The organism is Streptomyces nigra (assembly GCF_003074055.1).
GTDB classification, from domain to species: Bacteria; Actinomycetota; Actinomycetes; order Streptomycetales; family Streptomycetaceae; genus Streptomyces; species Streptomyces nigra.
In genome coordinates, this window is sequence record NZ_CP029043.1 from 3,506,434 (window position 1) to 3,525,818 (window position 19,385).

Sequence of the window (19,385 nt, forward strand, 5' to 3'; positions counted from 1 at the left end):
ACCCCGCGGCGCACCACCCCGTCTCGTTCCACGTGACCCCTGGAGGCGACATGGAACGGCGTACGTTCATCGGCGGTACCGCGGCGGCGCTCACCGCCCTGACGGCCACCGCCTGCGAGGCCGGTGCGAGCGGCGGCGCAACCCCGTCGTCGTCCTCGCCGAAGGCGACCGGCACCCGGACCCGCACCTCCGCCGCCTCCGCCCCCGCCTCCTGGGCCGCGCTCGCCCGTGACCTCGACGGCTCCCTCGTACGCCCCGGCGACGCCTCCTGGGCTGCGGCCCGGCAGCTCTACAACACCCGCTTCGACCATCTGAAGCCCGCCGCCGTCGCCTATGTCGCCCACACCGACGACATCCGCACCACGCTGGCCTACGCCCGCGCCCACCGTCTGAAGGTCGCCATCCGCAACGGCGGCCACAGCTACGCGGGCTGGTCCTCCGGCGACGGCCGCCTCATCGTCGACGTCTCCCGGCTCGACCGCATCCGGGTCTCCGGCGGCACCGCGGTCGTCGGCGCCGGCTCCAAGCTCATCGACGTCTACCGGACGCTCGCGGCGAAGGGCGTGACCATACCCGCCGGCTCCTGCCCGACCGTCGGCGTCTCCGGCCTCACCCTGGGCGGCGGCCACGGCGTCACCTCCCGCGCCTACGGCCTGACCTGCGACAGCCTCACCCGCGCCGTCGTCGTCACCGCCGACGGCAAGCGGCTCACCGCCGACGCGTCCACGCACAAGGACCTCTTCTGGGCGCTGCGCGGCGCCGGCAACGGCAACTTCGGCGTCGTCACGGAGCTGCACTTCAAGACGCACCCCGCCCCGCAGTCCGTGACCGCGTACATGAGCTGGCCCTGGTCGAAGGCGGCCGCGGTGATCCGGGCGTGGCAGGAGTGGGGCCCCTCCCAGCCGGACGAGATCTGGTCGGCGCTGCACCTCGGTGGCGCCGGCGCCACCCCCACCGTCTCCGTCTCGGCGTTCTCGCTGGGCACCTACGGCGAGCTGCAGAACGCCGTCGACCGCCTCGCCGACGGCCCCGGCGGCCCCGGCCCCGCGCGCAACGTCGTCCTCAAGCGCCGCTCCTACGAGGAGTCGATGGAGCTGTACGCGGGCTGTTCCTCGTTCTCGGACGAGCGGTGCCATCTGCCCGGCGACACTCCGGGCCGCTCCCCGCAGGGCGCGCTGGGCCGGGAGACGTACGCGGCGAGGTCGGACTTCTTCGACCGTTCGCTGTCGGCGGCCGGCATCCGGACGTTGATGCGGCAGATGGAGTCGGTCCGCGGCGGCTCCGGCAGCATCGCACTGACGGCCCTGGGCGGCGCCGTGAACCGGGTCTCGCCCACCGCGACGGCGTTCGTGCACCGCCGCTCGCGGATGCTGGCCCAGTACATCGGCTCGTGGCGGGCTGGCACGTCCGGGACCGCCGTCCAGTCCTGGCTGACGGCCGCGCACGAGGCGATGCGCCCGTACGCCTCGGGCGCCGCGTACCAGAACTACACCGACGCGTCCCTGAGAAACTGGCGCACGGCGTACTACGGGGACGCGGCGACCCGGCTGACGAAGCTGAAGCGGCAGTACGACCCGGAGGGCTTCTTCACCTACCCGCAGGCACTGTAAGAGCTCCGAACAGAAGTGGAGCCCGGCTCGCGGACTCCACTTCTGTTCGGAGCTCTAAGGCCTCAGGCGGCCAGGTCCCGCTCCTCGGCCCCGGAGCCGTCCTTGCGGGAGCCGCGCAGCACCGCGCCGCCGTCGTCACCGGCGGTTCCCCGGGCCCGGATCAGCCAGCCGGCGCGCGGCGACCGCTCGATGGCGGACATCAGCGGCGTCAGCAGGGCCATGGCCAGGGGCGACAGCAGCAGGGCGACGGCGGTGCCGAGCGCGAAGCCGCCGACGACGTCGGTCGGGTAGTGCACACCCATGTAGACCCGGCAGAAACCTTCGAGCAGCGCGAGGCCGATACCGACGAGCCCGAACTTCCGGTTGGCGACGAACAGGGCGACACCGAGCGCCATCGCGATGGTGGCGTGGTCGCTGACGAACGAGTAGTCGGTCTTGCCGCTGACCAGGACCTCGAGGCCCTGATGGTCGTTGAAGGGCCGGGGGCGTTCGACGAAGCCCCTTATCGGCACGTTGACGAGGACGGCGATGCCCGCCGCCAGCGGCGCCCACACGAGCGCGGCCACCGAGGAGGCCGCGTCCTCCGCGCCGCGCCGCCGTACGGTCCACCAGCACCAGAGCACGGCGAGGACCAGGCCGAGCAGCACGCCGTACTCACCGACGTACTCCATGACCCGGTCGAACCAGTGCGGTGCGTCCTTGGCCAGGCCATTGATGTCGTACAGCAGCTCGACGTCGGGGTTCGACCCGGATTCTGCGAGTCCAGCCATGATGCCGCGGCCCCTTCATCGTCTCTCGGCGCATCCTGCGTACGCCGTTCCGCCACCCCCGTGGTTGTAGATCCGGCTACGTCACCAGGAACGCACGGTCCCTGTCATTACGTTCCACACTCCACTGAATGATCACGCAGACGTTATCGAAGAGAGACCCGTCATCGCAGCTCAGGGGGAGGGTTGACGCTCCGTCTACACCGTCGTGGGCAGCGCTTTCGCGCCATCCTCCGTCACCCGGGTCGCGCCGAAGTAGTCGGGGGTGTCGATCGGGTCGAACCGGATCACAGCACCTGTTCTCGGGGCGTCGATCATGTACCCGCCGCCGACATAAATGCCGACATGCCGGATGGCCCGTGAGTTCCCCAGGTCGTCCGAGAAGAACACCAGGTCCCCCGGCAGCAGTTCGTTCCTGGCCGGATGCGGTCCCGCGTTCCACTGGTCGTTCGCGACCCGGGGCAGCGTGATCCCGACACTTTCGTACGCGGCCTTGGTCAGCCCCGAGCAGTCGAAGCGCCCGCCGTCCTCGGCGGTGCCGTCGCCGCCCCAGAGATACAGGGTGCCCAGCTTCTTCTGCGCGTAGGCGATGGCCCCGGCGGCCTGCTTGCTCGGGTCGAGCCGGGAGACCGGCGCGGCGAAGCTCTCCTCCAGCGTCGTGATCGTCTTCACGTAGTTCTGGGTCTCCTTGTACGGCGGCACGCCCCGGTACTTGATGACCGCGTACGCCCCGGCGTTGTACGACGCCAGCATGTTCCGCTTCGGGTCGCCGGGCACGTCCTTCACGTACTTGGCGAGCGAGCAGTCGTACGACGCGGCCGACGGGATGGCGTCCGCCGGGTCCCACACGTCACGGTCGCCGTCGCCGTCGCCGTCGATGCCGTGCGTGGCCCAGGTGCCCGGGATGAACTGCGCGATGCCCTGGGCGGCCGCCGCGCTCTGCGCCTTCGGGTTGAAGCCGCTCTCCTGGTACAGCTGGGCGGCGAGCAGGGCCGGGTTGATGGCGGGGCAGAGGTTGCCCCACTTCTCCACGAGCGCCTGATACGCGGCCGGCACCGCACCCTTGGCCAGATTGCGGGCCCCACCGCTCAGACCGCCGGCCAGGTTCCCGGCCACGAGATACACCCCGACGACGAGCACCATCACGAAGCTCAGCCCCGCCGCGACGGCGGAACCCGCCACGATCCAAGCCTTACGCACCGTCAATCGCCCCTCACCCGCCGGGAGTCCGCCCGCGCCAGTGTAGGAGCTTCCCGCCCCCGGCCCCAGGCAACCGGCCCACCCGGCGCCCCCGCATGACCCGGCGGGTAATCGCCCCCCGCGTGGCCGGCATGCCACGATCCCGGTCACAGGCCGCTCGCTCCGACCGAACCGACCCTTCCGGGAGGACCCCATGCCCGCCTACGCCATAGCCCACCTGCGCGATGTCACCCCGCACGCGGAGGTCGCCGAGTACATCGACCGCATCACCGCGACCTTCGAGCCGTACGGCGGCCGCTTCCTGGTGCACGGCACCGCGCACGAGACGGTCGAGGGCGACTGGCCCGGCGCCGTGGTGATGATCGCCTTCCCCACTCTCGCCGAGGCCCGCGCCTGGTGGGAGTCCCCCGCCTACCGGGAGATCGCCCCGCTGCGCACACGCCACGCGCGGGGCGACATCATCCTGGTCGACGGGGTCCCCGAGGGGTACGACCCGGGCACGACGGCGCAGGCGGTACGCGCGAGCCTGGCGCCCGGCGATGGCGGGACGGCCGGCTGACGGTCCCTCACCGGGCCGCCGTCACGCCCCGAAGGCGTCCCGCAGCACGCCGATCGCCTGCTTGATGGCCCCGTCGGCGGCCCGCGTCCCGCGCAGCGCGTTCAGCATCACGAAGTCGTGGATCGCGCCCTGGTACCGCACGGCGGTCACCGGCACACCGGCCTGGCGCAGCTTGTTCGCGTACGCCTCGCCCTCGTCCCGCAGCACGTCCGCCTCGGCGGTGACGACGAGGGCCGGCGGGAGGCCGGTGAGCTGCTCGACGGTGGCGCGCAGCGGCGAGGCGGTGATCTGCGCGCGCTCGGCCGCGTCGGTCGTGTACTGGTCCCAGAACCACTGCATGGCGTCCCGGCGCAGGAAGTACCCCTCGGCGAACCGGTGGTAGGACTCCGTGTCGAACGAGGCGTCCGTGACCGGGTAGAAGAGCACCTGCGCCACCAGCGGGACGTCCCCGCGCTGCTTGGCCATCAGGGTCAGCGCCGCCGCCATGTTGCCGCCCACCGAGTCACCGGCCACGGCGATCCGGCCGGCGTCGAGGCCGTGCCCGGCGCCCTCGGCGACGACCCAGCGCGCCACGGCGTGGTTCTGCTCGACGGCGACGGGATAGCGGGCCTCGGGCGAGAGGTCGTACTCGGGGAAGACGACCGCGGCACCGGCGCCGACGGCCAGTTCACGGACGAGACGGTCGTGGGTGTGGGCGTTGCCGAACACCCAGCCGGCGCCGTGCAGATAGACGATCACCGGCAGCGTCCCGGTGGCCCCGGCCGGACGGACGATCCGGACCCGGACCTCCCCGGTCGGCCCACCGGCCACGGTCAGCCACTCCTCGTCGACGTCCGGCTTGGCCACCTCCGCCGACTGCACCTCGTCGACGGCCTTGCGCCCGGCCTCCGGCCCGAGGTCGAAGAGGTACGGCGGCTGCGCGGTCGCCTCGGCGAACGCCTGGGCGGCGGGCTCGAGAACGGGGCGCTGGGACTCGGTCATGGCGATCTCCTCGGATCGGGGTGCCGCGGGCAGGGCCGCCCGGCCGGCTTGCCGGGTTCGGCGGCACGACGTAAAAGTAGCGCCCGATTAAGTCGTGCGCAACTTATTAGGCAACGATGGATTGGTAGTCGACTTCTTAGGGCTCGATGAGATGGCACTCGATACACTTGGAGAACGCACAGGAAGCAACCGCCGCACCAGGAGCGACCGCGATGAGCCCGACCCCGACGCCCGATCCGCCCCCGCGCGACCCCGGCTCCCTGCTCCTGGACGACCAGCTCTGCTTCGCCCTGTACGCCGCCTCCCGCGCGGTGACCGCTCGATACCGGCCACTTCTCGACGAACTGGGCCTGACCTACCCCCAGTACCTGGTGATGCTGGTGCTCTGGGAGCAGGACTCGATCTCCGTGCGCGAGCTCGGCGCGGCCCTCCAGCTGGAGTCCAGCACCCTGTCGCCGCTGCTCAAGCGCCTGGAGGCGGGCGGGCTGCTGCGCCGCGAGCGCCGCCCCGACGACGAACGGTCGGTCGCCCTGCGCCTCACCGAGGCCGGCGCCGCGCTGCGCGAGCGCGCGGCCGCCGTACCGCTCGCGATCGGCGACGCCATGGGCCTGACGGCCGAACAGGACGCCCTGGCCAAAGAGCTTCTGCGGCTCATCACGGCGAACGTCGGCGGGGCCAGCGAGGCCTGACACCCTGTCACGCGCGCGTTCACCCGGGCGGGATAGCCTTCACCCGCAGAACACGGGCACGACCCCTCACCCCGGAGGCCGCCAGAAGCGGCACCGGCGCGAAGAGGGGCTAACGACAGAACCACACCCCAGGTTCCGCTCAGGCCTCGTTGCCCGGCGTAACCTGGCGTGATACACAGAGTGACCATACGAGCTATTCGTACGAATCCCGACCATCAATGACGCCAAGTCGACATACGGAAGCGTCATTGTCGGCGAGAATGAGACCTGACCTCTGCTCACTGCGGGGGGACCGTGGAACTACCCAACAGGGGCGGTGACTTACATGTTCTTTGCGGCCGACAAGGGCGACATCAACACCATCATCGGCGGGATCGCCCCGGACTGGGGTCCGTTCGGAGCGCTGGGAAACGAAGCCAAGACAATGATCCAGGTCGTCATGGCGGTCGCCATCCTGATCTGTCTCGGCATCGCCATCTGGGGGGCGGCCAAACAGCGCATCGGCGCCACGGCGCTGCGGGACACCTTCAGTGCCGAGCAGGGCAAGGGACTGATCGTGGCGGGCCTGACGGGCGTCTTCATCATCGGCTCCCTCGGCACGCTCTTCACCATCGTGTACGGCATGGCCGTCTAGCGCCTCACCTCTCCGTCCTTCCGGCCGTCCTTCCGGGCACGCCCGGCTCGCTGTCCCCCACCCACCCGTCGTGCCCACCGGCTGAGGTTGCGTCTCCCTGATGTCGAGTCACCACACCGCGCCCGCGCGGGAACCAGCGCGGCTACCGTCGTACTCCAACGTGTATCCGTCCGACGCCGAGGGGGCGTACGCGGCATGAGTCTGGGAGACGATCGGGAGGGGCAGACCCGCACCCGGCTGCCCGACGCCGGTGGTGACGTGTACGGGGGCGCGCGCAGAGGGGGCCGCTCGTCGTCCCGCAGCATGATCACGGTCGTCGGCGTGGTCGTGCTCCTCATCGCCGCGATCGCCTTCGCGAACCGTGGAGGCGACGGTTCCGGCGCGTCCGCCGGCGACGAGAACAAGCCGGACGCCTCGTCCACGGCGGCCACGGGCACGCGCCCGGTCAAGGGCAAGTCCGCGGGCATCCCCGGCGGGTACGCCCATGACGAGCAGGGGGCGCAGAGCGCTGCGGCGAACTTCGCGGTGACGCTGGTCTCGGCCGACATCCTGCAGCCCGAACGCCGTGCCGACATCGTCCGGCAGGTGTTCGTCGAAGCCCGGCAGCCCGAACTCGCCGCCAAGTTCGACAAGGCCTACTCGAAGGAATTCCTCAGCAGCATCGGCTTGAACGACGACGGCACCGCCACAGCGGGTAACACGTACGTCTCGCGCACCGTGCCGATCGGCACCAAGGTCACGAGCTACTCCGCCACGGCAGCGGCCGTCGAGGTGTGGTGCACGGGCGTGTTCGGCATGGCCGGGGAGAGCTCCACCAACCCGGCCAGCAGCGACTGGTTCACCATGACGCTGCAACTGCGCTGGGCGAACAACGACTGGAAGGTCGACAGCTTCTCCCAGAAGGACGGCCCCGCGCCCGTCCCGGGCGACAACAAGGCATCCAGCGCCGACGAGATGGCCAAGGCCGTCGATACGTACGGAGGGTTCACGTATGCCCGATAGCCCGCGCCGCGCGCTCAGGGTCACTGCCACCCTCGCCACCGCACAGACCGCGGTCATCCTGCTGGCCACGCGCGCCGTCGCCGCACCGACACCGTCTCCCACCCCGTCCGGTGACAACTGCGACCTCATCGTCGGCCCCGCCAAGGACTACTGCGAGAAGGACCAGGGCGGAACCGGCGGTGGCGGCGGCACCCCCTCCCTCACCGACCCCACCACCACCCTCGACCCCCTCTCCTCCCTCGCCAAGGGCTGTGCCGACGCCGCCGCGTGGACCGTCGACCGGCTCAGCGAGGCCGTGAAGGAGACCGCGACGGTCGACTTCACGAACCTCACCTTCCTGAAGCACTACGCCATCGTCTTCGCCGCGTCCGCCATCCTCACCCTCCTCCTGTGGCTGCTCGCCGTCGCCAAGCGCGCCGTGCGCGGCGTGCCGTTCGCGACCGCCCTGTCGGAGGCCATCGGCTTCCTGTGGCTCACGGTGCTGGCGTCCGCCTTCACCCCCCTGATCCTCTACACCGTCGTCTCCGCGACCGACGGCGTCAGCGACGTCCTGGCGAAGGCGACCGGCAACCAGACCGACACGTTCTTCGGCACGTTCTCCGAGGCCCTGGAGAAGGGCGACGACATCGGCGGCGGCCCGATCATGCTGATCCTGGTCTCGCTGATCTCGATCCTCGCCGCAGGCGTCCTCTACCTGGAGCTCTACATCCGGGCCGTGCTGCTGTACGTCGGCGCCCTGCTCGGCGTCGTCGTGTACGCCGGGCTCGTCGACAAGGACCTGTGGGGCCACGTCCGCCGCTGGGCGGGCATCATGATCGCCGTCATCCTGGTGAAGCCGGTCATCGTCATCGTCCTCGGCCTCGCCGGCGCCCTCGCCGCGGAGGAGGGCCCCGACTCCCTCGCCGCCGTGGTCTCCGGCCTCGCGATCATCCTGCTCGCGATCTTCGCCTCGGCGATGATCTACCGCTTCGTCCCCGGCTTCGGCGACGAGATCGCGAACACCCGCAACAACCGCATCATGCGCGGCGCCGAGAGCAAGGCCGCCGCCGTCATCAGCTCCCCGGCCACCCTCGTCGCCCAGGGCATCAAGACGCACAGCTCCCGGGCCGACAACAACGGCGGCGGAGGCGGGGCCGGCAGTCCCCGCCCGTCCAACCCGGCCTCCGGCGGCGTCGCCGCCCACAGCTCGCGCTCCTCGAACGGCGGCGGATCTGTCCCCTCCGCCGCACCGGCCCCCCGTTCGAGCAGCCCGGTGAACACCCCGCACGCAGGCAACACCCGCAGCAACCGTCCAGGAGGTGACGGGCGTTGACGACCGAGTCCCACGTGTCCCATCCGGTCACGCCCCGCCGTACCTATCTCATCGGCCGCGCCCGCCCGAACGCCATCGTCGGCCGCAACCGCGAGTCCGGCGAGATCGCGCTGATCATCGCCGGCGCGTTCCTCGGCATGATGTGCGGCCTCCTCGTCCCGAGCCTGTCCCTGCGCATCGTGCTGCTCATGGGCTTCCCGCTGCTCGCGCTCGCCGCCGTCTACGTGCCGTACAAGCACCGGACGTTCTACAAGTGGTTCGAGATCAACCGCAGCTACAAGCGCACCCTGCGCCGGGGCACCACCTACCGCTCCTCCGCCATGGAGGCCGGCACCCGTATCGACGGGCGTGAGGTCGAGGTCGGCCCGCCGCCGGGCATCGGCCGCATCACCTGGCTGGCGGCCCCGTTCGGGCCCGACGAGATCGCCGTGCTGCTGCACGCCGACCGCCGGACCGTCACCGCCGCCATCGAGATCGAGGGCCCCGGCGTCGGCCTGCGCGACTCCGAGGACCAGGAGGCCCTGGTCGACCGCTTCGGCACCCTGCTGAAGCACGTCGCCAACAACGACGGCTTCGTGACCCGTCTGCAGATGCTGGCCCGCACCCTGCCCGCCGACCCCGACGCCCACGCCAAGGATGTCGCCGTCCGCGGCGACGACCGGTCCCCGGCCTGGCTGCAGCAGTCGTACGACCAGCTGCAGTCCATGGTGTCGACGAGCAGCGAGCAGCACCGCGCCTACCTCGTCGCCTGCATGCACTACACGCGCGAACTGGCCGCCGAGGCCCAGGCGATGGCCCGCGCCGCCCGCCCGCACGGCCGCGGCAAGGTCGACCGGGACGCCGGGCTGGCGGTGGTCATGGCCCGCGAGCTGACCGACATCTGCTCGCGCCTCCAGGAGGCCGACATCCGGGTCCGCCAGCCCCTCGGCCAGGGCCGGCTGTCGTCGCTGATCCACTCCATGTACGACCCGGACCACCCCATCGACCACATCCAGGCGATGACCCGGCGCAACGCGTGGCCGGCCGAGCTCGACGCCATGGAGCCGACGTTCCTCCAGGCGAAGACCCGTGAGTCCTCCACCCGCGCGCCCTGGTGCCACGCCACGGCCTGGGTGAAGGAGTGGCCGATGACCCCGGTCGGCGTCAATTTCCTGGCGCCGCTGCTCGTCCACACCCCGGACGTCATCCGCACGGTCGCCGTCACGATGGACCTCGAACCCACCGAGATCGCCATCGAGCGCATGCTCACCGAGAAGACCAACGACGAGGCCGAGGCCAGCCGCGCCGCCAAGATGAACCGCACGGTCGACCCCCGCGACATCGCCGCCCACAACCGCCTCGACCAGCGCGGCGAGGACCTCGCGAGCGGCGCCGCGGGCGTCAACCTGGTCGGCTACATCACCGTCTCGTCCCGCTCCCCCGAAGCCCTGGCCCGCGACAAGCGGACCATCCGGGCGTCGGCCGGAAAGTCGTATCTGAAGCTGGAGTGGTGCGACCGCGAGCACCACCGGGCATTCGTGAACACACTCCCCTTCGCCACCGGCATTCGGAGGTAGGACCTGATGCGGGACCCGCTGTCCGTCCTCACCGACGCCTTCACGTCCTTCCTGTTCGGGAAGGTCGAGACGACCCGGCCACCGGTGCGCACGTCCACGGGCCAGGCGCAGGCGGTGTACCTGCCGACCGCCGCCCCCGGTCTCGGCGACTCGGGCGTCATCATCGGCCGCGAGGTGTACTCCGGGAAGGGCTACATCTACGACCCCTTCCAGCTGTACGGCCAGCAGCTCCCGGCCCCGCACTGGCTGGTCCTCGGCGAGTCCGGCAACGGCAAGTCGGCGCTGGAGAAGACGTACGTCCTGCGCCAGCTCCGCTTCCGCGACCGCCAGGTCGTCGTCCTGGACGCCCAGGGCGAGGACGGTGTCGGCGAGTGGAACCTCATCGCCGAGCAGCTGGGCATAACGCCGATCCGGCTGGACCCGACGGCCGCCCTCGACCACGGCATCCGTCTCAACCCCCTCGACCCCTCGATCACCACGACGGGCCAGCTCGCGCTGCTCCGCACGATCATCGAGGTGGCGATGGGCCACGGCCTGGACGAACGCTCCGGCTTCGCGCTGAAGGTCGCGCACGCCTACGTCAACGAGACCATCGTCGAACGGCAGCCGGTCCTCACCGACATCGTGGAGCAGCTGCGCCACCCCGAACCGGAGTCGGCGGAGGCGATGAACGTCGCCATAGACGACGTACGGGCGTGGGGCCTGGACGTGGCGCTGGTCCTGGACCGGCTGGTCGACGGTGACCTGCGGGGCATGTTCGACGGCCCCACGACGGTCGGCATCGACCTGGACGCGCCGCTCATCGTGTTCGACCTGTCCCACATCGACCGCAACTCCATCGCCATGCCGATCCTCATGGCGATCGTCGGCGTATGGCTGGAGCACACGTGGATCCGCCCCGACCGGAAGAAGCGCATCTTCCTGGTCGAGGAGGCCTGGCACATCATCAACAGCCCGTTCGTGGCCCAGCTGTTCCAGCGCCTGCTGAAGTTCGGCCGCCGCCTCGGTCTGTCCTTCGTCGCCGTCGTCCACCATCTGTCCGACGTCGTCGACGGCGCCGCGGCCAAGGAGGCCGCGGCCATCCTGAAGATGGCGTCGACCAGGACGATCTACGCGCAGAAGGCCGACGAGGCACGGGCGACCGGACGTGTCCTCGGCCTGCCCCGCTGGGCCGTGGAGATCATCCCGTCGCTCACCCCGGGCATCGCGGTCTGGGACGTCAACGGCAATGTGCAGGTGGTCAAACACCTGATCACGGAGTCCGAACGCCCGCTGGTCTTCACCGACCGCGCGATGACCGAGTCGTCCGCCGACCACCTCGCCGACGACGCCCTGCGCGCCGCCGAACTGGAGGCGGAGGAGCGGGCGGCGGCCTTCGTGGAGCAGCATCTGGGCGACTCGGAATCGACGGTGGCGTAGGGGGAGGCGAGCGTGAGACCGGACGACCGCGGGGAGCGCCGGGACCGGGAGGGCCAGGGAGGCATTCCCGACGGCCTGCTGATCGGCATGCTCGGCTTCCTCCTCGGCATGACCCTGATGGTGTGGACGGCGACGGGCCTCGCGGGCCTGTTCGCACACGGGTCGTGGCCGGACGGCGTCACGGTCTCCCGCACCCCGCTCGCCATGCGCGCCCTGATCGGCGACGCCCACGACCTCGCGGGCGCCTGGCCGGACACGCCGGCGGGACAGCTGTCCGGCTACGGGCTGTTCTGGGGCCTGTTCATCGGCCAGTTGATGGTGCTGGTCGTGCTCACCGTGTTCGTGATGGGCACGCTGGCCCGCTGGCGCGCCGTCCGCGCCGCCCGCCGCGCGGGACACCCGTACGCCGGACGCGTACGCCGGGACACTCCGCAACACGAGGTACCGGCCCCGCGCACGGAACCCGAGCCCGTGCCGGAGGCGGTACGCCCGGCGCCGGAGGCCGTGCGGCCGACGCAGGAAGCCGTGCGGCCGACGCAGGAAGTTGCCGTCGGGCAGCACCCGGAAGCGATCGCCGGGCCGGCCGCCCCGCTGGGGAACAAGGCCCCCGCATTGGCCGAGACGGCCCTCGCGCCCCTCCCGGACGCCCTCACCACCCGCGACACACTCCTCGTGGCACCCAGGGACGCCCGCCTGCGCAGCGCCGTCCAGGCCGTCCTCGACGCCGAGGGCGCCGCGCTCGTCGTCACGTCCAACCCGGCGCTCTGGCAGGACACCAAGGACGCCCGCGGCAAGCTGGGCCCGGTCCTCCTGTACGACCCCACCCACCTGTGCGACACCCCGGCCCGCCTCCACTGGTCGCCCACCAGCGGCTGCGAGGACAAGGCGACGGCCGCCGCCCGGGCCGCCTCACTGCTCGCCCCGGTCCGCCCCACCTCCCGGCTGGACCAGGCGCTCGGCGACACCGCCGAGACCCTGCTGCGCAGCTATCTGCACGCCGCCGCCGTCGACGGCCGTACCGTCCGGCACGTCCACCGCTGGTCCCAGGGAAGCCAGATCCAGGACGCCGTCCGCATCCTGCGGACCCACCCGAAGGCCGCGGCGGGCGCCGCGGGGGAGCTGGAGGCGGCCCTGACCGCCCACCCGGAACGCCGGGACATGGCCCAGGAGTTGACCACCCGGGCGCTCGCCGCCCTCTCCAGGGTCAACATCCGGGAGTCATGCACTCCCCACCGAACCGACACCCTCACCCTGGATTCCTTCGTCCACGAAACGGGCACGCTTTACGTGGTGGGTGAATCCATCGAGGATCCCAGAGCCGAACCAGGCGCCATGCCCCTTCTGACGGCCCTGGCCGCAAGCGTGGTCGAGCGCGGCCGGCGCATGGCCGAACGGTCATCCTCCGGTCGCCTCGACCCACCAATGACGCTCGTCCTGGACGACGTCGCCGCCGTGGCTCCGCTTCCCCAGGTGCCGGAGCTGCTGGCCACCGGAGCGGACCGGGGTATGCCGACCCTGGCCCTGCTCCGGTCCCGCGAACAGGCCCGCTCCCGCTGGCCGCACGCCGAGCTCCCCGCTTGACGAGACTCCCCGGCCGAGGGCCCACCGGTCAGGGCCGCTCGATGACGAACTCCAGCTCACGCATCTCCTCGTCGCCCCCGGGCCCCCCGAGCGGCATGACCACACCGCTCGGCTCGAACCCCACCCGCCGATAGAAGCGCTGCGCCCGCGCGTTGTCCTCGTGCACGATGAGCCGCACCCGCTCCGCGCCCCGCGACCAGGCCCACTCCAGGGCGGCGTCGAACAGCACGTCCGTCAGCCCGCTCCCGCGCTCCTCGGGCTGTACGAACACCCCGACGACATGCCCCTGCTTGAGCTCCACCGGCAGCCCGGCCCAGTCCGTCGTGCCCGGCTCCTCCATCAGCACGGTGGCCGTACCGACCCACACCCCGTCCGGCCGCTCGGCGATGATCTGCTGCGCCCCGTCGGCCCCCTCGCACGCTCCGGCCGCCCGCTCCTGCCAGTAGGCGTCCGACCGGGTCAGGGCGTCCTCGTACGTCTCCAGGAACGCCAGGTGCGCGACCGGGTCCTGGAGCGCGGCGAGGCGCAGCTCCTTCACGGCCGGCCACTCGTCCGCCCGTATCGACCTGATCACATAGCTCTCGGTGCACATGACGGCAACCGTAGTACCCGGGTACGACATCGCTCATCCGGAATACGCCCCACGCCTCTGGGACCGGTCGCGAAGAACCCGCACGATGGACGACGTGACGGAGCAACCAGCCACCGGGGCACGCACGGCCGAGCCGCTGACCCAGTACGTCCAGCGCGTCAGCCGCCGCGTCCGCGCCTTCGACGCACGCCGTCCGCTCGTCTGGGACCTGCACCTCACCGGCTTCTGGGTGACGGCGGCCCTCATCGACTACTACGGCGGCGGCTGGCTCACCGTCACCCGCGCCCCCGACAGCCCCCGCTGGCTCGTCCTCACCCTCAGCCTGGCCCTGTCCGTGCCGCTCCTGTGGCGCCGCACCCACCCGCGCACCGTCCTCCTGGCGCTGACCCCGTTCGCCCTCGTCAACGCCTGGACGGGCATCGTCCTCCAGGCCGTCATGCTGCACCTGCTGGTCGTCTTCCACATCGCCCTGCGCCGCCCCGCCCGTACCCTGTGGTGGGCCGCGGCCCTCCTCGCCGCGAGCGCCGCCGTGACGGCCGTACGCCATCCGCAGGGCGGCGGCCCGGACCAGGACATCGTCCCCGTCCTCATGACGTTCGCCGTGGCGACGGCCATCGGCATCACCGTCCGCACCCGCCGCGACCACACCGAGACCCTCGAGGACCGCGCCCGCCGCCTGGAGATCGAACGCGACCAGCAGGCCCGGCTCGCCGCGGCCGCCGAACGCGCCCGGATCGCCCGGGAGATGCACGACATCATCGGCCACAACCTCTCCGTCATCACCGGCCTGGCGGACGGCGGAAAGTACGCCGCCGCCAAGTCCCCGGAGCGCGCGACCCAGGCCCTGCACGCCATCGCCACGACCAGCCGCCAGGCCCTGGGCGAACTCCGCCGCCTCCTGGACGTCCTGCGCGAGGAGGACCACCCCGACGAGACCTCGGGCCTCCAACTCGCCCCCCAGCCCGGCCTCACCGACCTCGACCAGCTCGTGAGCGGCGGCCGCGCGGCCGGCCTCCCCCTCGACCTCACGGTCACCGGCACCCCGTCCCTCTCCACCGGCCGCCAGCTCACCGTCTACCGAGTCCTCCAGGAGTCCCTCACCAACACCCTCAAACACGCGGGCCCCGGCACCACCGCCCGCATAGAGCTGTCGTACGAGGAGAGGGGCGCCGTCACCGCCACGGTCACCGACACCGGCCGGGGCGGCCCCGCACCGGGCCCGGACGGCCGCGGCCTGCCCGGAATGCGCGAGCGAACGGCCCTGTACGGCGGCACACTTGAGGCCGGCCCGCACCCTGCGGGCGGCTGGCGCGTCCGTCTGAGCCTCCCGGAGGAACCCCCGCAGTGACCACCGTCCTCATCGCCGACGACCAGACCCTCCAGCGCTTCGGCTTCCGCATGCTCCTGGAGAGCCAGGACGACATGACCGTCCTCGGCGAAGCCGCCAACGGCAGCGAAGCGGTCCGTATGACGGCGGAACTGAATCCGGACGTGGTCCTGATGGACGTCCGCATGCCCGGCCTGGACGGCATCGAGGCGACCCGCCGCATCACGGCCGCCGGAGACCGCACCCGGGTCCTGATCCTGACCACGTTCGACCTGGACGAGTACGCCTACGCCGGACTCCGCGCCGGCGCCTCGGGCTTCCTGGTGAAGGACGCCCAGCCGGAGGAACTCCTGGCCGGCATCCGGGCGGTGGCCACGGGTGACGCGGTGGTCGCCCCCAGCGTGACCCGTCGCCTCCTGGACGCCTACGTCCACCACCTGCCGTCAGGAACTCCCGAGAGGGCCCCTGTGGTGACGGGTGAGGACCCACGCCTGTCCGCCCTCACCGAACGCGAACGGGAGATCCTCACCGTGGTGGGCCAGGGCTGGACGAACAGCGAGATAGCGACGCGTCTGCACCTCGCCGAATCGACGGTGAAGACCCACGTGGGCCGCATCCTGGCCAAGACGAATTCCCGGGACCGCATCCAGGCGGTGATCCTGGCCTACGACACAGGCCTGGTGCACCCGTCCTGAACAACTCCGAAAAAGCTCCGGAAATGCGGAAAGGGCCCACACCATAAGGTGTGAGCCCTTTCCCAAAAATTGTTCGGCGGTGTCCTACTCTCCCACAGGGTCCCCCCTGCAGTACCATCGGCGCTGTAAGGCTTAGCTTCCGGGTTCGGAATGTAACCGGGCGTTTCCCTCACGCTATGACCACCGAAACACTATGAAACTGTCCAACCGCACCACACCGTGACCATGGCATGGGGTTGTTCGTGGTTTCAGAACCAACACAGTGGACGCGAGCAACTGAGGACAAGCCCTCGGCCTATTAGTACCGGTCACCTCCACACGTTACCGTGCTTCCAGATCCGGCCTATCAACCCAGTCGTCTACTGGGAGCCTTACCCCATCAAGTGGGTGGGAGTCCTCATCTCGAAGCAGGCTTCCCGCTTAGATGCTTTCAGCGGTTATCCCTCCCGAACGTAGCCAACCAGCCATGCCCTTGGCAGGACAACTGGCACACCAGAGGTTCGTCCGTCCCGGTCCTCTCGTACTAGGGACAGCCCTTCTCAAGACTCCTACGCGCACAGCGGATAGGGACCGAACTGTCTCACGACGTTCTAAACCCAGCTCGCGTACCGCTTTAATGGGCGAACAGCCCAACCCTTGGGACCGACTCCAGCCCCAGGATGCGACGAGCCGACATCGAGGTGCCAAACCATCCCGTCGATATGGACTCTTGGGGAAGATCAGCCTGTTATCCCCGGGGTACCTTTTATCCGTTGAGCGACGGCGCTTCCACAAGCCACCGCCGGATCACTAGTCCCGACTTTCGTCCCTGCTCGACCCGTCGGTCTCACAGTCAAGCTCCCTTGTGCACTTACACTCAACACCTGATTGCCAACCAGGCTGAGGGAACCTTTGGGCGCCTCCGTTACTCTTTAGGAGGCAACCGCCCCAGTTAAACTACCCATCAGACACTGTCCCTGATCCGGATCACGGACCCAGGTTAGACATCCAGCACGACCAGACTGGTATTTCAACGACGACTCCACCTGAACTGGCGTCCAAGCTTCACAGTCTCCCAGCTATCCTACACAAGCCGAACCGAACACCAATATCAAACTGTAGTAAAGGTCCCGGGGTCTTTCCGTCCTGCTGCGCGAAACGAGCATCTTTACTCGTAGTGCAATTTCACCGGGCCTATGGTTGAGACAGTCGAGAAGTCGTTACGCCATTCGTGCAGGTCGGAACTTACCCGACAAGGAATTTCGCTACCTTAGGATGGTTATAGTTACCACCGCCGTTTACTGGCGCTTAAGTTCTCAGCTTCGCCCGACCGAAATCGGACTAACCGGTCCCCTTAACGTTCCAGCACCGGGCAGGCGTCAGTCCGTATACATCGCCTTACGGCTTCGCACGGACCTGTGTTTTTAGTAAACAGTCGCTTCTCGCTGGTCTCTGCGGCCACCCCCAGCTCGAGGAGCAAGTCCTCTCACCGGATGTGGCCCCCTTCTCCCGAAGTTACGGGGGCATTTTGCCGAGTTCCTTAACCATAGTTCACCCGAACGCCTCGGTATTCTCTACCTGACCACCTGAGTCGGTTTAGGGTACGGGCCGCCATGAAACTCGCTAGAGGCTTTTCTCGACAGCATAGGATCATCCACTTCACCACAATCGGCTCGGCATCAGGTCTCAGACTCAATGGTGTGCGGATTTGCCTACACACCGTCCTACACCCTTACCCCGGGACAACCACCGCCCGGGATGGACTACCTTCCTGCGTCACCCCATCACTCACCTACTACCAGCTCGGGTCACCGGCTCCACCACTCCGACCTCGTCCGAAGACTCAGCCGGCGGCTTCACGGGCTTAGCATCACTGGATTCGATGTTTGACGCTTCACAGCGGGTACCGGAATATCAACCGGTTATCCATCGACTACGCCTGTCGGCCTCGCCTTAGGTCCCGACTTACCCTGGGCAGATCAGCTTGACCCAGGAACCCTTAGTCAATCGGCGCAAACGTTTCTCACGTTTGTATCGCTACTCATGCCTGCATTCTCACTCGTGAACCGTCCACAACTACCTTCCGGTGCTGCTTCACCCGGCACACGACGCTCCCCTACCCATCACGATCCCCGTTGGGGTACATATCGCAATGACACGACTTCGGCGGTACGCTTGAGCCCCGCTACATTGTCGGCGCGGAATCACTAGACCAGTGAGCTATTACGCACTCTTTCAAGGGTGGCTGCTTCTAAGCCAACCTCCTGGTTGTCTCTGCGACTCCACATCCTTTCCCACTTAGCGTACGCTTAGGGGCCTTAGTCGATGCTCTGGGCTGTTTCCCTCTCGACCATGGAGCTTATCCCCCACAGTCTCACTGCCGCGCTCTCACTTACCGGCATTCGGAGTTTGGCTAAGGTCAGTAACCCGGTAGGGCCCATCGCCTATCCAGTGCTCTACCTCCGGCAAGAAACACACGACGCTGCACCTAAATGCATTTCGGGGAGAACCAGCTATCACGGAGTTTGATTGGCCTTTCACCCCTAACCACAGGTCATCCCCCAGGTTTTCAACCCTGGTGGGTTCGGTCCTCCACGAAGTCTTACCTCCGCTTCAACCTGCCCATGGCTAGATCACTCCGCTTCGGGTCTTGAGCGCGCTACTGAATCGCCCTATTCGGACTCGCTTTCGCTACGGCTTCCCCACACGGGTTAACCTCGCAACACACCGCAAACTCGCAGGCTCATTCTTCAAAAGGCACGCAGTCACGAGGCAAGCACAAGTGCTCGCCCGACGCTCCCACGGCTTGTAGGCACACGGTTTCAGGTACTATTTCACTCCGCTCCCGCGGTACTTTTCACCATTCCCTCACGGTACTATCCGCTATCGGTCACCAGGGAATATTTAGGCTTAGCGGGTGGTCCCGCCAGATTCACACGGGATTTCTCGGGCCCCGTGCTACTTGGGTGTCTCTCAAACGAGCCGCTGACGTTTCGACTACGGGGGTCTTACCCTCTACGCCGGACCTTTCGCATGTCCTTCGCCTACATCAACGGTTTCTGACTCGTCTCATGGCCGGCAGACCATGAAAGAGAGATCCCACAACCCCGAATGCGCAACCCCTGCCGGGTCTCACACGCATACGGTTTGGCCTCATCCGGTTTCGCTCGCCACTACTCCCGGAATCACGGTTGTTTTCTCTTCCTGCGGGTACTGAGATGTTTCACTTCCCCGCGTTCCCTCCACACTGCCTATGTGTTCAGCAGCGGGTGACAGCCCATGACGACTGCCGGGTTTCCCCATTCGGAAACCCCCGGATCAAAGCCTGGTTGACGACTCCCCGGGGACTATCGTGGCCTCCCACGTCCTTCATCGGTTCCTGGTGCCAAGGCATCCACCGTGCGCCCTTAAAAACTTGGCCACAGATGCTCGCGTCCACTGTGCAGTTCTCAAACAACGACCAACCACCCATCACCCCGAGC

General features: G+C 68.9%; 15 protein-coding genes and 2 rRNA genes. 11 read left to right on the forward strand and 6 right to left on the reverse strand.

What is annotated here, in order from left to right; all coding sequences use genetic code 11:
- Window positions 1–50: 50 nt before the first annotated feature.
- Window positions 51–1,610: an FAD-binding oxidoreductase gene (locus tag DC008_RS16135; protein WP_108707590.1), complete on the forward strand. Its 1,560-nt coding sequence runs from the start codon at window positions 51–53 to the stop codon at window positions 1,608–1,610.
- A gap of 62 nt (window positions 1,611–1,672) precedes the next feature.
- Here DC008_RS16135 and DC008_RS16140 read toward each other — a convergent pair whose 3' ends face one another.
- On the reverse strand, window positions 1,673–2,380 hold the full coding sequence (locus DC008_RS16140) for a phosphatase PAP2 family protein (protein ID WP_108707591.1): 708 nt from the start codon (window positions 2,378–2,380) through the stop codon (window positions 1,673–1,675).
- Window positions 2,381–2,575: 195 nt separating this feature from the next.
- Entirely contained in the window at window positions 2,576–3,520 is a 945-nt protein-coding gene (locus DC008_RS16145) for a C40 family peptidase (RefSeq protein WP_374207470.1), read from the reverse strand.
- A 250-nt stretch (window positions 3,521–3,770) separates the two neighbouring features.
- Between DC008_RS16145 and DC008_RS16150 the strand changes: the two genes are divergently transcribed.
- Entirely contained in the window at window positions 3,771–4,136 is a 366-nt protein-coding gene (locus DC008_RS16150; protein WP_108707592.1) for a DUF1330 domain-containing protein, read from the forward strand.
- A gap of 21 nt (window positions 4,137–4,157) precedes the next feature.
- On the opposite strand, the gene DC008_RS16155 is transcribed toward DC008_RS16150, so the two are convergent.
- Window positions 4,158–5,117 carry an alpha/beta hydrolase gene (locus tag DC008_RS16155; RefSeq protein WP_108707593.1) on the reverse strand — a complete coding sequence of 320 codons (960 nt, stop codon included), beginning with the start codon at window positions 5,115–5,117 and terminating at the stop codon, window positions 4,158–4,160.
- Between the two features lie 212 nt (window positions 5,118–5,329).
- Between DC008_RS16155 and DC008_RS16160 the strand changes: the two genes are divergently transcribed.
- From DC008_RS16160 to DC008_RS16190, 7 genes are all read left to right on the forward strand, one after another.
- A complete protein-coding gene (locus DC008_RS16160; protein ID WP_208645896.1) occupies window positions 5,330–5,806 on the forward strand; it encodes a MarR family winged helix-turn-helix transcriptional regulator in 477 nt (158 codons plus the stop codon).
- Between the two features lie 325 nt (window positions 5,807–6,131).
- Window positions 6,132–6,440, forward strand: a complete 309-nt coding sequence (locus DC008_RS16165; RefSeq protein ID WP_055624817.1) for a hypothetical protein — start codon at window positions 6,132–6,134, stop codon at window positions 6,438–6,440.
- Between the two features lie 195 nt (window positions 6,441–6,635).
- Window positions 6,636–7,442, forward strand: coding sequence for a DUF8175 domain-containg protein (locus tag DC008_RS16170; RefSeq protein ID WP_108707594.1), 807 nt, complete (start codon window positions 6,636–6,638; stop codon window positions 7,440–7,442).
- Window positions 7,432–8,754, forward strand: a complete 1,323-nt coding sequence (locus tag DC008_RS16175) for a hypothetical protein (RefSeq protein ID WP_108707595.1) — start codon at window positions 7,432–7,434, stop codon at window positions 8,752–8,754. The genes DC008_RS16170 and DC008_RS16175 overlap by 11 nt, the downstream gene beginning before the upstream one ends.
- A complete protein-coding gene (locus tag DC008_RS16180) occupies window positions 8,751–10,310 on the forward strand; it encodes an SCO6880 family protein (RefSeq protein ID WP_055624820.1) in 1,560 nt (519 codons plus the stop codon). Before DC008_RS16175 ends, DC008_RS16180 begins: the two co-directional genes overlap by 4 nt.
- A 6-nt stretch (window positions 10,311–10,316) precedes the next feature.
- Window positions 10,317–11,729 carry an ATP-binding protein gene (locus DC008_RS16185; RefSeq protein ID WP_108707596.1) on the forward strand — a complete coding sequence of 471 codons (1,413 nt, stop codon included), beginning with the start codon at window positions 10,317–10,319 and terminating at the stop codon, window positions 11,727–11,729.
- A gap of 12 nt (window positions 11,730–11,741) precedes the next feature.
- Window positions 11,742–13,310: a type IV secretory system conjugative DNA transfer family protein gene (locus tag DC008_RS16190; RefSeq protein WP_108707597.1), complete on the forward strand. Its 1,569-nt coding sequence runs from the start codon at window positions 11,742–11,744 to the stop codon at window positions 13,308–13,310.
- A 28-nt stretch (window positions 13,311–13,338) separates the two neighbouring features.
- Here the strand turns inward: DC008_RS16190 and DC008_RS16195 are convergent, their stop codons facing one another.
- On the reverse strand, window positions 13,339–13,902 hold the full coding sequence (locus tag DC008_RS16195; RefSeq protein ID WP_235075196.1) for a GNAT family N-acetyltransferase: 564 nt from the start codon (window positions 13,900–13,902) through the stop codon (window positions 13,339–13,341).
- Window positions 13,903–13,987: 85 nt separating this feature from the next.
- Here DC008_RS16195 and DC008_RS16200 point away from each other — a divergent pair, with 85 nt between their 5' ends.
- The gene (locus tag DC008_RS16200) at window positions 13,988–15,250 is read left to right on the forward strand and encodes a sensor histidine kinase (protein WP_108707599.1); all 1,263 of its coding nucleotides are present in this window, start codon (window positions 13,988–13,990) and stop codon (window positions 15,248–15,250) included.
- Complete coding sequence (locus DC008_RS16205) at window positions 15,247–15,924, forward strand: response regulator (RefSeq protein WP_108707600.1); 678 nt, start codon at window positions 15,247–15,249, stop codon at window positions 15,922–15,924. The genes DC008_RS16200 and DC008_RS16205 overlap by 4 nt, the downstream gene beginning before the upstream one ends.
- Window positions 15,925–15,995: 71 nt before the next feature.
- Here the strand turns inward: DC008_RS16205 and rrf are convergent.
- Window positions 15,996–16,112, reverse strand: a 5S ribosomal RNA gene (gene rrf / locus DC008_RS16210).
- A 90-nt stretch (window positions 16,113–16,202) separates the two neighbouring features.
- A 23S ribosomal RNA gene (locus DC008_RS16215) occupies window positions 16,203–19,324 on the reverse strand.
- Window positions 19,325–19,385: the final 61 nt, after the last annotated feature.